This is a genomic window from Alicyclobacillus acidocaldarius subsp. acidocaldarius Tc-4-1 (assembly GCF_000219875.1).
Taxonomy (GTDB): domain Bacteria; phylum Bacillota; class Bacilli; order Alicyclobacillales; family Alicyclobacillaceae; genus Alicyclobacillus; species Alicyclobacillus acidocaldarius_A.
In genome coordinates this window covers 1,151,810-1,167,127 of the sequence record NC_017167.1, presented here as the reverse complement: position 1 = coordinate 1,167,127, position 15,318 = coordinate 1,151,810, and the positions used below count along the sequence as shown (strand labels likewise).

Annotated in this window: 16 protein-coding genes and 2 pseudogenes; 5 read left to right on the top strand and 13 right to left on the bottom strand. The window is 60.6% G+C overall.

From position 1 onward, the window contains the following. Window positions 1-55: 55 nt before the first annotated feature. Complete coding sequence (locus tag TC41_RS05410; RefSeq protein ID WP_014464006.1) at window positions 56-754, bottom strand: GntR family transcriptional regulator; 699 nt, start codon at window positions 752-754, stop codon at window positions 56-58. A gap of 128 nt (window positions 755-882) precedes the next feature. Between TC41_RS05410 and wrbA the strand changes: the two are divergent. Continuing rightward, window positions 883-1,502, top strand: a pseudogene (gene wrbA / locus TC41_RS05405) (NAD(P)H:quinone oxidoreductase type IV). A 44-nt stretch (window positions 1,503-1,546) separates the two neighbouring features. On the opposite strand, the gene TC41_RS05400 reads toward wrbA, so the two are convergent. The 11 genes from TC41_RS05400 to TC41_RS05350 form a co-directional block, all read right to left on the bottom strand. After that, a complete protein-coding gene (locus TC41_RS05400; RefSeq protein WP_041695086.1) occupies window positions 1,547-2,437 on the bottom strand; it encodes a 3-hydroxyacyl-CoA dehydrogenase in 891 nt (296 codons plus the stop codon). A gap of 39 nt (window positions 2,438-2,476) precedes the next feature. Then, the gene (locus TC41_RS05395) at window positions 2,477-3,232 is read right to left on the bottom strand and encodes a DUF3891 family protein (RefSeq protein WP_014464002.1); all 756 of its coding nucleotides are present in this window, start codon (window positions 3,230-3,232) and stop codon (window positions 2,477-2,479) included. A gap of 99 nt (window positions 3,233-3,331) precedes the next feature. Further along, a complete protein-coding gene (locus tag TC41_RS05390; protein ID WP_049784335.1) occupies window positions 3,332-3,730 on the bottom strand; it encodes a DUF302 domain-containing protein in 399 nt (132 codons plus the stop codon). Next, window positions 3,727-4,068, bottom strand: a complete 342-nt coding sequence (trxA, locus tag TC41_RS05385) for a thioredoxin (protein ID WP_014464000.1) — start codon at window positions 4,066-4,068, stop codon at window positions 3,727-3,729. The genes TC41_RS05390 and trxA overlap by 4 nt, the downstream gene beginning before the upstream one ends. Window positions 4,069-4,104: 36 nt before the next feature. Further along, window positions 4,105-4,491: a rhodanese-like domain-containing protein gene (locus tag TC41_RS05380; RefSeq protein WP_014463999.1), complete on the bottom strand. Its 387-nt coding sequence runs from the start codon at window positions 4,489-4,491 to the stop codon at window positions 4,105-4,107. A 133-nt stretch (window positions 4,492-4,624) separates the two neighbouring features. Further along, window positions 4,625-5,119: a hypothetical protein gene (locus tag TC41_RS05375; protein ID WP_041695085.1), complete on the bottom strand. Its 495-nt coding sequence runs from the start codon at window positions 5,117-5,119 to the stop codon at window positions 4,625-4,627. Window positions 5,120-5,164: 45 nt separating this feature from the next. Next, window positions 5,165-5,383 carry a hypothetical protein gene (locus TC41_RS05370; RefSeq protein ID WP_041695084.1) on the bottom strand — a complete coding sequence of 73 codons (219 nt, stop codon included), beginning with the start codon at window positions 5,381-5,383 and terminating at the stop codon, window positions 5,165-5,167. 257 nt (window positions 5,384-5,640) lie between these two features. Continuing rightward, window positions 5,641-7,161: a hypothetical protein gene (locus TC41_RS05365; protein WP_014463998.1), complete on the bottom strand. Its 1,521-nt coding sequence runs from the start codon at window positions 7,159-7,161 to the stop codon at window positions 5,641-5,643. Further along, window positions 7,161-7,859 (bottom strand): ABC transporter ATP-binding protein, encoded by a 699-nt coding sequence (locus TC41_RS05360; protein WP_041695082.1) that lies wholly within the window; start codon window positions 7,857-7,859, stop codon window positions 7,161-7,163. Before TC41_RS05360 ends, TC41_RS05365 begins: the two co-directional genes overlap by 1 nt. Beyond that, complete coding sequence (locus TC41_RS05355) at window positions 7,843-8,256, bottom strand: GntR family transcriptional regulator (protein WP_014463996.1); 414 nt, start codon at window positions 8,254-8,256, stop codon at window positions 7,843-7,845. The genes TC41_RS05360 and TC41_RS05355 overlap by 17 nt, the downstream gene beginning before the upstream one ends. A gap of 315 nt (window positions 8,257-8,571) precedes the next feature. Further along, the gene (locus TC41_RS05350; protein WP_014463994.1) at window positions 8,572-9,387 is read right to left on the bottom strand and encodes a hypothetical protein; all 816 of its coding nucleotides are present in this window, start codon (window positions 9,385-9,387) and stop codon (window positions 8,572-8,574) included. A gap of 743 nt (window positions 9,388-10,130) precedes the next feature. Between TC41_RS05350 and TC41_RS17225 the strand changes: the two genes are divergently transcribed. From TC41_RS17225 to istB, 4 genes and pseudogenes are all read left to right on the top strand, one after another. Beyond that, a complete protein-coding gene (locus TC41_RS17225; protein WP_374952861.1) occupies window positions 10,131-10,460 on the top strand; it encodes a DUF6788 family protein in 330 nt (109 codons plus the stop codon). A 5-nt stretch (window positions 10,461-10,465) separates the two neighbouring features. Next, window positions 10,466-11,690, top strand: a pseudogene (locus TC41_RS17375) (IS1182 family transposase); the annotation flags it as partial. 158 nt (window positions 11,691-11,848) lie between these two features. After that, complete coding sequence (istA, locus tag TC41_RS05335; RefSeq protein ID WP_014463991.1) at window positions 11,849-13,072, top strand: IS21 family transposase; 1,224 nt, start codon at window positions 11,849-11,851, stop codon at window positions 13,070-13,072. Further along, window positions 13,069-13,884 (top strand): IS21-like element helper ATPase IstB, encoded by an 816-nt coding sequence (gene istB / locus TC41_RS15700; RefSeq protein ID WP_006446313.1) that lies wholly within the window; start codon window positions 13,069-13,071, stop codon window positions 13,882-13,884. The genes istA and istB overlap by 4 nt, the downstream gene beginning before the upstream one ends. Here the strand turns inward: istB and TC41_RS05325 are convergent. Continuing rightward, window positions 13,788-15,314, bottom strand: a complete 1,527-nt coding sequence (locus TC41_RS05325; RefSeq protein WP_237700092.1) for an ATP-binding protein — start codon at window positions 15,312-15,314, stop codon at window positions 13,788-13,790. The genes istB and TC41_RS05325 overlap by 97 nt on opposite strands. Between the last annotated feature and the right edge of the window lie 4 nt (window positions 15,315-15,318).

Sequence of the window (15,318 nt, the reverse complement as noted above, 5' to 3'; positions counted from 1 at the left end):
ATCAAAGGCGGCCCTTGCCAGGCCGCCTTTGCTTGTTGCCGCCTTCCTTTCGAAGTCAGCGCTCTCCGCCGGCAGAATCCGCGCGCAATCCCTCCTCGAGCAACTTGCGGGTCTCTTCCACATGCGATTGCATCACACATCGCACCCACGCTGCGTCGCCAGCGAGGATAGCCTCGGCGAGAGTTCGATGCTGCGCAAGCGCGCCTCGCAAGTCTGCGTGTCCGCGCTGCATCCGCTTGCGCATGACGAGCGCGAGCGTGAGCTGAACGAGGCTACGCATCTCCTCCCAGATACGCAGGAGGCGACGATGATTTGCCGTGCGCACAATCGCGTCGTGGTAGGCGAGGTCGAGTTCGGAAAAGGCCTGCCAGTCCCTTCGGGAGACGGCCTCTTCCATGGCACACACGAGCGTCGAAAGGGTATGGACGAGCGACTCCCGGTCAGCGCGCGGCTGTTCACATACCCGCGACGCGATAAATTGCTCAATCAGACTTCTGACATCATACAGTTCCAAGGCGTCCCTGAGGTCCAGACCCAACACGCGCGCGCCATTTCGACCGAGTGAAATCAGTCCCTCGTGTGCCAACTGCCGAAGGGCCTCGCGCACAGGCGAGCGGCTGGTGCCAAAGCGGCGCGCCAACGCATTTTCGCTAAATACGTGCCCCGAGGGCCATTCGCCCCACACAATTTCCCTGCGTAGCACGTCGGCGATAGTGTCTCCGAGCTTCGGTTCGTTTCCGCTGAGCCGCTCCAAAGGACCGCCTCCTTTCGAACCCTTCAGACAGTTGACAGCCGCCGCGTCGAGACCCTATGATGAACCACGCATGCACTTACGAATGGTAAGTGTATGAATCAATCAAAGAATGGAGTGGAGGAGAGGCAATGCGCAACGTCCGTTTGACTATCCTTTACTATAGTGCAACGGGGACCAACTATCGAATGGCGCAAATCGCCGCGGAGGCCGCCCGCGAACTGGGCGCCGAAGTGCGGGTGCGAAAAGTTGCGGAGCTCGCCCCGAGAGACGTGATTGAATCGTCTCCGGCATGGAAGGCGCACGTCGAAGCCACGGCGCACATTCCTGTGGCGACGCCGGATGACGTGGCATGGGCGGACGCCATCATTTTCAGCGTTCCAAGCCGATTCGGCAACATCCCGTCTCAGATGAAACAATTCCTGGATACCCTTGGGCCCCTTTGGGCGAAAGGACAGACCGCAAACAAGGTCGTGAGCGCCATGTCGAGCGCGCAGAATCCACACGGAGGTCAGGAAGCGACCATTCTCTCCCTGTATACCTCGATGTACCACTGGGCGCCATCATCGCCGCACCGGGATTTACGGACGCGTCCGCGTACGCTTCGGGCGGAAACCCGTACGGTACGAGCGTGACCGTGTCGGAAAACGGCGAGATTCCCCAAGGAACACAGGACGCGATTCGACATCAGGCTCGTCGTACGGTGACCGTCGCGTCGTGGATCAAAGAGGGCCAAGCTGTGACAGTCTGAGGAGAGGCTCGCATGCGCGGGCCTCTCTTGATGGTACGCAAGGACTATTGGAGAAAATCAGGCTGCTTGAACCGCGGATGCGGATAGCGGTAAAAACCCTCCCCGGACTCGCGGCCGAGCTTGCCCTCATCGATCATCGCTTTGAGCTTCTCGGCCAGTTTGCCATAGGCTTCGTTCCCCGCCTTCGCCTTGCCGGACGCGATGTTGTACGCCGTCCGAATGCCAACCGTATCTAGAATGGCGAACGGCCCTTCCTTCGCGCCCGTCGCAATCATCCACGTCTTGTCGATGGTCTCCGGATCCGCGACCTCGTTCACCCACAACATCTGAGCAGCCTCCAAAAAAGGCACCAACAGCGAATTGAGAATGTACCCTGGCTGCTCTTTGTGCAGCGGCAGCGGCACCATACCGATGGCTCGCGCGAACTCGATCACGTCCCGAAACACTTGCTCGTCGGTCCCCGGGTGGCGCATGACCTCCGCCGTGTTGTGCCGCCAAATGGAATTCGCAAAGTGCAGCGCGAGAAACTTCTCCGGCCGCCCCGTGGCCTCCGCAAACTGGCTCGGAAGGAGCGTCGACGAATTGGTAGCGAATACCGTATGCGCCGGCGCGACCTTGCCCAGCCGCTCGTAAAACTCCCGCTTGACCTCCGGGATCTCGGGCACCGCCTCAATCACCAAGTCCGCCTCGCGCACGGCGCCGGCGAGATCGGCCGTCAGGCGTATCCTGTCCATCGCCGCATCGACCTGCTCCTTCGACGCCTGCAGATCCCGCATGTAGTTCGGTTTCAGTTTCTCGAGGCGTTCCCGCACCTTGGCGAGCGCCTCGTCCGAAACGTCGTAGACGACGACCGGAAAACCGTGAAACGCCGTTTGGTACGCGATTTGGCTCCCCAGCACGCCGCCGCCCGCGACCGTGATGTTCCGAAATGGCATCTTCTCCACCCTTCCCTTGGCTGGCGCCTGCCGTTTTCCTTACGCGGGCGCCATGGTCACGCGCTCTCGCTCGACAGGTGCCTCCTGATAAGCAGTGGCGATCCCGACCGCCGCGATGCGGCGTTTGTCCACCCTTCGCACCAGGACGTCGCACGCGAACGCGGCACGAAAAGGAAACGGTTTCAATCCGACTCGGCCGGGCCCCTGCCAATGAATCTCAACGGGTTCGCCCACGGCCAGCTCCAGCTCTGGGAAGGGACGCTGAAGCCACGGGACATCAGGGCCCTGGCCGGAACGCGGATCGCTCAGGCACACGTACAAGGATAGTTTATCGAGAAACTGGACCACGCGCACATCGCGGTTCACATCTTGCTCCGCTACGCCGAGATCCGCCATGAGGCGTGATTGGCGCGACCGCTCCCGCGCGAGGAACGTCAGCGCGTCCGAATCCGTGGCATGCTCGAAGAAGGCCGTGTAATGCCGACTTGCGAGGAGACCAGCGTACGGATCTCGAGCCTCGAGTTCGTCGACCCCGCAGTGATAATGAGCCAGTTTCCAAGAATCGGGCAGATCGAGAAACGAGTACGGCTTCCTGCCGGCGTCATTCCACATGGGCACCTTGTCCATCCCCTGCCAGGCCAAGTCGTGCTCTGCAACACCCGTGAGGACCGAGGTCCGCCGATCGAGGGTCGAAAACGCTTCATCCCGCAACCACGCGCCCATTTCGCCCGCGTGCAGGCTGTGATCGTACTGCGCAACCATCCGAAACGCGTCTCCCTCGTCCACGACGATCACGTCCGACCGCCTCCATCGCCTAACAAAATGCCGCTTCTGGGAAGCGATGTTGAATCGCTTCGCCAGAGCGGCTCACATTCCTGCCACATGCGCCCGACTTCAGTCGCCCGTGGCCTCAGCGATGGCGCTTTCCAGCGCACCCTCGACGCGCGCTGCAACGGGATCCAGGGCGGAATCGCCAATCCAGCCGATGAGCGACGTCGGCCTTGGAAACGCCACCTTCGTGCGCTCACCGTCCTGGTACACCACGACTTTGCAGGGGAGAAAATACCCGACCTGAAGGTTTTGCGACAAGACCTCGTTTGCGGCCTGGGGGTTACACACCTCGAGAATTCGGTACGGGGTCGAAAACGGCATGCCCTTGGCGCGAAGCGTCTCAGGTACGTCCATTTGCCACAGAACGCCGAACTGCCGCTCCTTCAGCGCCGCGGTGACCCGCTCGACCGTCTCGTCCACTGAATGCGGCGAATCATAAACGCGAGCCCAGGTTTCGGTCATTCTCCATCCCTCCCGTCGTTCCATACGGACTCCAGAGCTTGGAGCACAACGTGTTTCGGCGCCAGCCCCTGAAGCCGCATCACCGGCAGTCCCTCGCGAAATCCTATCAGCGTCGGGATGCTCATCACCCCGTACGCCTGCGCGACGCGCGGATGATCATCCACATTCAGTTTGCCCACAATCAGCTCTCCTTCGAACTGGCGCGCCACCGCCTCAATCACGGGCGCCATAAGCCGACATGGTGCACACCACGACGCCCAGAAGTCCACGAGGACGGGTTTCGCGGCGTCGCGAAGGAGCGCGGTGAAGGACGCCTCAGACAGTGTCAACGTGGCCATGGCAACATCTCCGCCTTTCTCGAAGCGGCTGCCTCGTCAGGACGAGCGCCGCTTCGCCGCATTCCAGGCCATGATCCCGCCCGTGAGATTGCGCACGTCCCGAAAACCGTGGCGTGCGAGCCACTTGGCCGCGCGAGCGCTGCGCGCACCGGAGCGGCACATGACGATCACGGGTTTATCCTTGTCCAATTCCGCGCTTCGATTCGGCAACTCGCCGAGTGGAATGTTCTTGAACCCCTGAATGTGACCGCCCCGAAATTCCGAAGGCTCCCGCACATCGACGAGCTGCGCGCCTGACCTTTTGTCTCTCAGGAGATTTTTCAACTCCTCTGCCGAGATCGGCCGAACGCCCTTGGCCGGTAATGAGCGCCAAGCCCACAGGCCCACGATGGCCATGACCGCAATGATCCAAATCCACGACATCGAGATATCTCACTCCTCGTAGGTTCACCTTAATACCTTACTGGGTATAGTATACGACAGGACAGAAGCGGAAGCAAGCGGCTTCATCTCACCGCGAGCTCCCGCCTGTCCCCTGCAATGAGAAGCGCCCACCTCAGCCCTTGGGCCAGTGCGCGTCTTTGCGCACCACAAACCCCGGCAACGCAATCGGCGGATGGCCGTGGAATTGCGCCAGCACGGCCTTTGCCGACTTCGGGATCATGCCTATGGCGTCCACGTTGAGGGGAGAGTTGATCATCGCCCGCAGCGACGCCTCGATGGCCGCGCGCTCCTTGGCGGCCTCGGAACCCGACGGATACGGAAACGTCATCGCCCACAACATGTCGTTCGACAGCGTGCCGTGATTCATGAGCACCGGATCCAGATTCCACGCGTGGATGGAACCGGACGTGAACGCTTTGAACGGGGGATCGCCCGGGACCTGCGCGCCCATGAGGCTGTTCCTGTAGCTTGCGAGCGACTGCGCCGCAAGGTGTTCCTCGCGCTCAAGCGCGCCGAGCGCCGCTTGACCCGCGGACGCGACGTAGGCTGACGTCGGCCCGCAGAGGACAGCGCTTTGCGCCTTCACCACCGTCGCTTGAGCGGCCACCTCGGGCTCCGCGGGACAACGGCCGATCCACTCGCCTACAGCGACCTATACCTCGCTTCCTGCGACCGCGAGGGTCGGCACCACGGCATTCGGCGTGACCATGTCGACAAACGCGTCATCCGAGGAGCTTGGCGGAACGTCGTACTGCACCGCCTGTCCGGTCTGCACGTTGAACGCCACCAAGCAATCCCACCTGCGAAATCCCCAAGGGCCTGGCACCTCCTGCGCCGTAAACGGCGGGAACTGCGGGCCCTTCAGCGCCACCCAAACCCAGTCGCCAACCCGGCGGCAACGGTCCCTGCCCGGGCAAGCCTATCCGTCGCCGGCGTGAACCAAGCGACGTCCCACCTCTTCGCAGGCACCACCCGTTCGCCCATGATGGAATCGGCGCGCACCCAGAGCTTGACCCGGTTCCCGCTTGGCGCGAGCCCCGCGATGACGGCCGAAGGGCCATACGCGCTGGCAATCTGGACGAAGTACCATCCCGCCGCGCATCCAGTCGTGCAAGCAATCTACACACCTCACAGCGACAGGCGCCTTGCGGCATAGCGAAGCTGAGCCATGACGGTGGCGACGGCGACCGCCGCCACGGCGAACGCAATGCCAAGTAGCTTCAGCGCGTTTGCCGCGGCGAGCCAGGCGACGACCCGCCCGCCTTCCGCGGCCCACGCCCCAACCACCGCGAATTGCGGCAGGGCGCCCGCTGTCAACCCCACGCGTCCCACGCTCAGGCTCCAAGCGGCGGTCCACATCGCGTACCACGTGCCGAGCACCATCGCCAAGCCCCATGCGAGCCAAAGTCGGTCGAGATCCGCCGCCGCGGCGCGCCCCAGCGCGGCGTCGTGTAGCCATACCCCCGTGCCGGCCAGCACGCCAACCCCTAACCAAAGCCACGTGCTGACGCTCTCCGCCAATCCAATCCCCGCGATCACGCCCTCCTTGCGCACCGGCCAGCCCCGGAGCCAATCGCCGAGATACTCCACGGTCGCCGAAGCCGCAAAGCCACAGATCCAAGACCAAAACCATGCCCCAGCGATGAGTCCCGCGTCGAGGGTCAACAAAAAGGCGTGTGGGTTGTGAGACAAACCACCGACGATCACAACCGCCACAAGCACCAAGCCAGGAACGAAGAGCGCCGCTGCCCGCTGCGCCCGTCTCCGCTGCGCGCGCTGCCCCCACAGCCCACGACGGTAGGTCATGCGGAAAATGGTCCACGCCGTACGAACCCATTCATCCAAGGGCCAGACCGCCGACGTGCCGCCGCGAACTGCCTCCGTTTTCGCCATGGATGGCGCCTGAACGCGGGTCCGCGGTGTTTGTGTAGATTGCATTTCGACATCGCGCGGGTCATCTCCCGCCAAAAGCCATCCCCCGCGAGCAAAGTTTCGCGCGCCAACCGCCGCGCAGAAGATTCCGAACGCTGTATCCAGGGCAGCAACGAGGTACCAGAGCACATGGTCGCTCAATAGCGGCCCCGGTGCGGCGAGATCGTCCAGCATCACTATCACGAGCACCAGCAGCAGGGTATCGAGTTTCGAAACGAACCCACGCAAGCGCAATCCGGCGACGGCGGCCGACGCCGATGCGATGCAGGCAAAGCCGATGTCCGCGAAGGCCAGAGCGAGGACGAGGACAAGCGCCTGGTGGAACATGGGCCCGTGCATCCAGCCCAGCGCCGCGGCGCCGCCAACGAAAGCGACGACGCCCGCAGCAAGCCAGAGGATAAGCTGCGCGTACGCGACACCGATGCGCACGCAGAGGATGAGCGGGCGCGGATACGGCAAGTGCGCCATCACGTGTAGGCCGGTTGTCGTCGTGTCACGGGACGGCACAAACAGCCCCATCGCGCCCCACACGCATAGCGCGATGAGCCCGGCGCGATCGCGGGGTACCGACTGCACGCCGCAAATGACAAAGGACACCGCGGTGCAGACGACGAGCGCAATCGCGAAAGCCGCGACGCGCGTTTTGAGGGGGAAGTGGACCCACTTGCTGCGAGACCACTCGAACGGCCACAGGGCGAGCCACGGATGTCGAGTCATCACGTCGCAAACACCTCCCGATAGCGCGCCGCGACGGATAATCCGCGCATCCGAATGACGTCGGCCGATTCATCCGCCGCAAGGGCCCCTTCTTTCAGAAAGAGGACGCGATCGAACAGCGACTCGCACTCCCGGATGTCGTGCGTCGCCAGGATGACCGTGCGGCCCAGGCTCGCGCACTCGCGCACGATGGCGGTTGCGATGACTTCGCGCGCCAGGGGATCGATGCCGGTGAACGGCTCGTCGAGAAGCACCACCTCGGTGCGGCGCGCGAGACACGTCACGAGGCCCACTCGCGTCGCCTCGCCGCGGGAAAGGCGCGAGATGGGGCGATCCAGGCGGAGGGCGAGATCCTCGACGAGCTGATGCTCGCTCGCTTCGCTCCAGTCCGGGTAGAGCCGGCGGGCGTATTGAAACCACTCGCCGACCGTGAGCCAGCCGGGCAGGTGACCGCGCTCCGGCAAAAGCGCCGTGTGGACGAGCGTCCGCCAGCTTGGCGGCTGGCCGACGACGCGAATCCGCCCGGACTCGGGCACGAGCATGCCTGCGATGAGCCGCAGCAACGTCGTCTTGCCCGCGCCGTTTGGCCCAAGCAGACCCACGGTTTCCCCTGGCGCGATGGAACACGTGACGCCGCGCAAAATCGGGCGATTGGCGATGGAAAACGAGACGCCGTCGCACTCAACGGCCATTGGCATGAGCATCATCTCCCTCTGACAGGCTTGCCCCGAGCTGCAGAAGCTCCTCGGCGGTCATGCCGAGATCGTCCGCGACGCGCTGCACATACGCGTACGCCTGCCGCGCGATGCGCCAGCGAGCGCGCTCGATCACGTCACGCGCGCGCGCGACAAACGTGCCTTGGCCACGGAACGTCTCGAGCAGCCCGTCCTGCTCGAGGTCCGCGTACGCGCGCATCACGGTGTTCGGGGTCACGCGCAGATGCGCGGCGAGATCGCGAACGGACGGGAGGCGCGTGCCGCTTGGCAGCCGGGCCGCGGCAATCTCGATTCGAATCCGGTGTGCAATTTGTTCGTACAGGGGCTGGGACGGATCGAGCTCCCACGCGGGAGGATGCCATGGAGGATCGAGCGTCAAGGTTCAGCCCCCTCTCGGCTATTGTGTTAAGTGTATTCAATCACATGATACACCAAGGCGCCACGGCGCGCAACGCGGGTTGTTTTTTGGTGTTCAGTGAGGTCTCTTCTCTTTATCCCCGGAAAATCCTCCCGAGACCAGCCCCTACTCAAACTTTATACGCTCCCGCGCGTGGACAGCACCCCGCCCGATGGCCACCGCGTTCCGCTCGCTCACCGGCGAATGGCTCCGGGCTTTCTGCACGGGTTTGAATGAATGGCATCGGGCCTTCGGCAAGACTCCCTACGAATGGCACCGGGCCTTCGGCGAGGTCTCCTACGCGTGAGACGCGAGCGCTTCGTTGAGGATGGTCGTCTCCAGGGCGTGCGGAAGTCCTCGCAGCTCTTCGCGCAAGAAGAACCAGTTCGTGTTCGGACTGTGAGCAAAAATGGCGATGCCGTTGGTGCCATCCGCGAGCTCGTAGGCCAAGGTGTGGCTGTTTAAGAGGGCGCGCCCGGCGAACGTCGGCGAGGTGACCGGCCCGAAGGACTCGTCCTCCGGCGTCAGAATCTGCTGCCAGTTGGGAAAGTAGGCCATGATATCGTCGTCGACAAGCCCCGCGGCCGTATCGATGGAGTACGTCAAGGTGCCTGAGTTCGTCGCATCGAAGTTTTCGAGCTGCACGAAGACCGATGCATCGACGCCCTCGCCCGCCCGGGTCACCTGCCAGCCTTTCGGACCGAGAAAAAAGACACCTCCATCGTTTGTTCCGTCGTTCAAGAAGTAGACGCACAGATCCGGAACTTGGTCAGACGGGATGGTGAGATAGACGGTGGGAAACCCGCCTGGCGGATACGGCAGAAGCGGTTTCGTTGGCGGGATGCCGTACTGTGCATTCTGGATAGCGACGACTGGAATGCGCACGGACGATCCGTCCCGCCCCACGAACAGCACCGAGTTTGTGTTATTCAGCAACGCGTTGCTGGACGGAGACGTCGATGTCTGCGTTGCGTTATCCGCAGCATGGCCGCTCCCGACCGCGCTTGTGGCCACCTTGGCGTTGTCCCCTGAGGCCTTCGGCTTCGACGTGGCGTCGCGATGCGCCGTGGGTTTGGCGGACGTCACGTTCGAGGTGGACGCTCCCCGCTCCACCGGGGATGCGGTCGGGCTTCCACACGCGGTAACGGCGCCTACCAGGACCGCGGCCAGCGCGGAAAGGGTGAGACATTGTTTTGACCTCTTCTGGGAACGAACGGGACACACAGAGATTAGGTGCAATACGTGGCGAAGCCCACTCACGTGCCATGCTCCTTTACGGCGCGACGTTCGAGTCAAGCCGCACACGTCGCGCATTGCTCGCATTCGAGAGGATTCTGCATTTCGACATGGAGGGGCGAAATCCTTCTCTTCCAGGTAAACTTGACCATGCACCCCGAATGCGTGCGACCTTGGATGAGGCGACTGGCACCGATTTGAGAAGCAGAGAATGCGAAACGCGCGAGGTGCCGGTAACCCCGACACCTCGCGCGATGAATGGGGGTGGAGCCACCTGTCGGATTCGAACCGACGACCTGCTCATTACGAGAGTCAAAATACCCTATTTCGTGGAGTACCGCCGAGTTGTGCTCAGGTCCGAAAAGCCTTGTCCTGCTTGGGATTTCGGCACTTGTGCTTTGCGGAGAGTGGACCTGAGCAAAGACGATTTTCGATGAGCTGACTCCCAAAGTGACACCCAAATCTCAAACATGATATGTTGATAGCCCCTTACTCGGCCAAATCGTTAAAAACTGCATTAGTCAATCTGTCAACAGCGGATTGAAACGAGAGCTCTGAAAAAGTCATTGTTCATTGGGCGATTTCACGGTATTCTTATATGTGTATAACACATCGGATTGGTGGTGATCCCTTTGTCTAAAAGAAGCATCCTCGTCCTACATCGAAATCGTCAACAGCAACACTTGCTCGCTCATCTCGATGGAGCGATCGCTGGCTCACTTGTCGAAACCTACCGCACTTGTGGCAAACCCAATTGCATCTGCCATTCCGGGCAAAAACACGGGCCGTACTACCTGCTGACGTGGTCGGAGAATGGCCGGACGCGTACCTGCCACGTCCCCGCCGACAAAGTGGATGCCGTACGCACTGGGGTTGAGCGTTTTCGCGCCGCGCGAGAGGCGCTACAGAAACTGGGCGAGTACAATCGCCGTCTGATGCTGGAGGACTGATCCTCATGCTCACGCGCTTCCCGGATTCACGTTCGCTATGGGATGACTGGTTGATTCGAAAGCTGTTGCCGGAGAATCACATTCTTCTTGCCATTGACCAACATATCGACTTTTCTTTCGTGGAAGAAGAAACCCGCGATCTGTATAGTCTCCATCATGGCCGTCCTGCCTATGCGCCTGAACAGCTCCTGCGTGTGCTGTTTCTCGCGTACTTCTACAACCTGTCAGACGTACGGGTTGCAGAGGAGCTGCGGTACAACCTGTTGTATCGTGCCTTTTGCCCACTTTTCTCTGGATGACGATACCCCTGACGACTCCACCCTGGTCGTGTTCCGCCGCCGACTGGGACCTGAACGATGCGCCCGGCTATTGGACCGCATCGTGGAACAGGCCCGCCAAAAGGGGCTTCTTGAAGGGAAACGGCAGTGTGTGGATGCCACGGTGATTTCGGCGAATGCAGCCGTACAAAACCGGAAGGAGTTACTCCGTGCTGCACGGCGGCGTCTGTTCCGTGCTTGGGAGCGCATAGATGCCAAGACCGCTGCGGAGACGGCGAACCAGCTACAAGAAGAGTACACGAATGCATCCGAGCCGGACCTGGCCAAAGAGGAGAAGTTGACCCAACACTTGCTCGACGCGGTTGATGCTGCGGGCCATACGGAATTGCAGTCTTTGCGGGACACGGTGGCACAGATTCTGTCGGGGGAAGGGGGTGTGACCAACTTGATCGACCCGGACGGCAGGTGGGGATTCAAAAACAAACGGACTCCGTTTTTTGGTTACAAAGCCCACGCGTCCATGGATGCCTCTGGGATTGTCACTTCTGTTCAAATATTGAGCGGGAACGAACACGAAGGAGAGCACCTGCCAGAACTGCTTGAACAGGACGTCCGCAAAGGGCATCGGTTTACTTCGGTGGTGGCCGACAAAGGCTATGACTCGATCGGGAATCGAAACGCCATTCGCAGCCATGGCGCAAAGCCGGAGATTCCTTCACGAAACGCCGGTGTCCTGGCGAAGACACGATTCCGTTATCGGCCTCGGAAAGACACCTTTGTGTGCCCAGGACGGAAGGAGACGAGCGGAAAAACGCCTTTCAAAGGCGGGTTTCTGTACTACTTTTCGCAAACCGATTGCCAAAACTGCCCATTGAAAACCGCGTGTCTGGGAAAGAAGGAAACCCGGGAGCGAGTGTATCTCAGCGACCGGGTTCGGGAGTCCTTGTCAACATCGGTTGTAAAATCCCCAATAACATCGGATGAGAATTCCCCAAGATCATCGGCCTCAATTCCTCAAAATCATCGGGATGAATTCCCCACACCCCATGTCGAATCGTGGCACCTGTCATCCATTCATGGGAGGTGCCCGTTATGAGGGAGGACGAGAGGATGGAAATCAGGCAACTCTACGAGGCAGGCGTCAGCATCTCGGAGCTGGCCAGAAGATTCGGCTATGACCGAAAGACCATTCGCAGTGCACTGAATTCATCGGTGGAGGAGAAGCAGGGCGAAAGAGCGTCGCGTGGGGAGCGAAAGAAAGGTTCCAAGCTGGAGCCCTACAAAGATTACGTGAAGCAGCGCATGCAACTTGGTGTGCTCAACGCTGTACGAATTCTACGAGAGATTCGGGAGCAGGGCTATACCGGCGGGATCACCGTCCTGCGAGAGTTCATGAAGCCCCTTCGCCCGGTGGTCTCTGCCAAGGCCACGGAACGCTATGAGTCGGACCCTGGTGAACAAGCCCAGATCGACTTGGGGGCCTTCCCCTACTACGATTCGCACGGTCAGCGACGAACGATTTGGGCCTTCGCCATGGTACTCGCCTACTCCCGCATGCTCTACGTTGAGTTTATCAAAGCGGCAGACCAACTGCACATCCTTCAGGCCCTTCGCAACGCGCTGGAGTTCTTTGGCGGTGTGCCTCGGGTGATTCTCAGCGACAACTGTTCGTCTTTGGTCGTCGCCAATGACGGTCAGGGTCACGTGGACTGGCAACCGGCGTATCTCGATTTTGCCAAGTTCTACGGATTCGTACCCAAGGCATGTCGGCCTCGCCGGAGCCAGACCAAAGGCAAGGTAGAACGGCCCATTCGCTATATCCGGGACAACTTCTGGCCAGTTGCCTTTGTGGACGAAGCGGATTTGAACCGACAGGTCGCGTGGTGGCGCGATCACGTCGCCAACGTCCGCATCCACGGAACGACACATGAACAGCCCATCGTGCGGTTTCAAGCTGAGAAGCTGCAACCGCTACCGGCCACCCCATATATGTTGGCTTGTGCAGGTCTTCGGAAGGTGATGAGTGACTGCCGGGTCTCCTGGAACACGAACTTGTACACTGTTCCCTGGCGGTACGTGGGCCACACGGTCCTGGTTCGGGAATTCGAGTCTGGCCGCCTGCAAATCGAGTACGGCGGACAGGTGATTGCAGAACATTGCGTGCTGTCCGGCAAGCATCAAATCTCCACGGATCCCGAGCACTACAAGAACCTCCCTCGGGACACCGCGAATCCAGCGCGGGGTAAGACAGCGGGATGGCAAGTCGATCCGGACGTGGAGCAGCGCGAGCTTGGGGTCTATGAACAGATCGCCATGGGAGGTCATGTGCAATGAGCGAGGCATTGGTGGTCGCTCAGGTCGAGGAACAACTGTTGGACCTGGGCTTGAAGCGAGCTGCTGCCGTCTTGCCGGCGTGCGTGGAGTGGGCCGCCGGGCAAGAGGCGACCTATGTCGCATTTCTCCAGCGTTTGCTGGAGGCTGAGCAGGAGGAGCGGCACAGCCGGGCCATGCAGGCTCGGCTGCGCTTGGCGAACTTCCCGTTCCACAAGACACTCGCCGACTTCGACTTCTCGTTCCAGCCATCTGTGGATGAGCGCCAAATCCGAGAGCTCGCAACGCTAACGTTTGTCCAAGAATGCGGAAACGTGATTTTCCTAGGGCCTCCAGGGGTGGGAAAGACGCATTTGGCCGTGGCCCTCGGCATGGAGGCGATTCGCCAGCGGATGAGCGTCTACTTCGTCACCATGCAGAAACTCGTGAGCGATTTACGCCGAGCCTACCAAGAAGGGCGGCTGGACAGGCGGCTCCGAGTCTATACGCAGCCAAAGATTCTGATCTGTGATGAGGTGGGCTACTTGCCTCTTGACGCGCTCGACGCCGCGAACTTTTTCCGGCTGGTCTCAGAGAGGTACGAGCGAGGGTCGTTGCTCATCACGTCCAACACGAGTTTCACGAATTGGGGAACGCTCTTTGGCGACCAGGTCCTGGCTGCCGCCTTACTCGACCGTTTGTTGCATCATGCAACGACCGTGAATATCCGTGGCAACAGTTACCGCATGAAAGACAAGCTGCGAGCTGGCGTTACGCACGGATTCTCGGCAACAAGAGACGAAGCGAACACATGTGTGGGGAACGAATCGCGATGATTTTGGGGAATCGAATCCGCTGTTTTTGAGGAATCGGGCGCGATTTTTTTGGGGAGTTTTAATCCGCTGTTGACAGGTGCCGTATTGAGAAAAATCGTGCGTGCAACGCGCCTTGCTGCTTGAACCGCACCAAATCGGGTATCACGGTCGAGTCTTGCGGTCTCTGACCTTGGACCGTCCACATCCCGTTCTACGACAGGGTCCCATCCCTGCGGAAGATAGTACAAGAGGTCGTTGCGCACGTCCGCAAAGTCGATGGGCAAATCAGCAGGTTGGATCATCGGCGATGCGTTGCCGTCCGCCCACAGTTTGTGAATCGCCTTTGCCATCAGGCGCAGGACACCGCGTGTCCGCTGGAATTTATCCATTGACGACCAAACGTTGTACAAGGCGTCGAAGACCGCTGGGTGAATCGGATATGAAGCCCGCAAGCGTTCCAAATACCGACTTTCCTGTGTCTCCGGTGGAAACTCACCGGCATGCTGCAGGTACATCTGCATGTACGCTTGGCAGGTTTCTTCCATCGCCCGCTCGTCCGCGATCGCGGAAAATAGTCGGCGCCGAACAATCTCGAATGCTTCTTCGGTACCAACCGGTTTCCAAAGGGCCTGTACTCGGCCGAATATCTTCTCCAAGCTGTCGAGGGTCAACTGAGCACGCGGACCTCCGAGCTCGAGCTCGGATTCGGGCAACGATGCAAGCACCATCGCGTTCGGGACGGCCTTTACCGCCTCCGTCAGCGCTTGAATGAAGGACAAGTTCGATTCGAAGGTTCCGCCCGTATACTGACGGCCCTCTTCGAATTGGCGAAGGTACGCCACGAGCTCGTCCATGAGAATGACGCAAGGAGCGTGTTCCTCTAGGAGTGCCGACAGCACTCCCTTGCCTGGGGACGTCCCCGATTCGTCGGATTTCCTGATTCGCTCATACGCGGCCCACGTACCAAGCTGCCACGCCAGTTCCCCCCACATCGTCCGTACAGGCTGTCCATCGCGCATTTGCGGCTGGTTCGGAGACAATTGATTGCCGTCAAGCACCACAACCCTGGCTTTTGGAACCTCCACGACACCGACGGCGTCGACGATAGGACCGACGCCATGCAACTCGTGTAAAGGCACTTCTCCTTTGGCCAGGTGATACACGGCCAGCAGGGTATGGGTCTTGCCTCCTCCGAACGCTGTCTGGAGCTGCACCACTGGCTCTCCGCCAATGCCACACAGACGACGCACGATGGAGTCAAGAAGCAAACGCATACCTTCGGTGATGTAGGTCCGAGCGTAAAACAGCTTCGGATCCCGATATTCATCCGTCGCCGTGCCATTGTGAACACGTGTCAAATCGGCCGCAAACTCTGACTGCTGAAAGGTCCCGCGCAACACATCCTCATGCGGCACGGCCACCTCGCGCCAAGGCTTGAGAAGCATGATCATCACT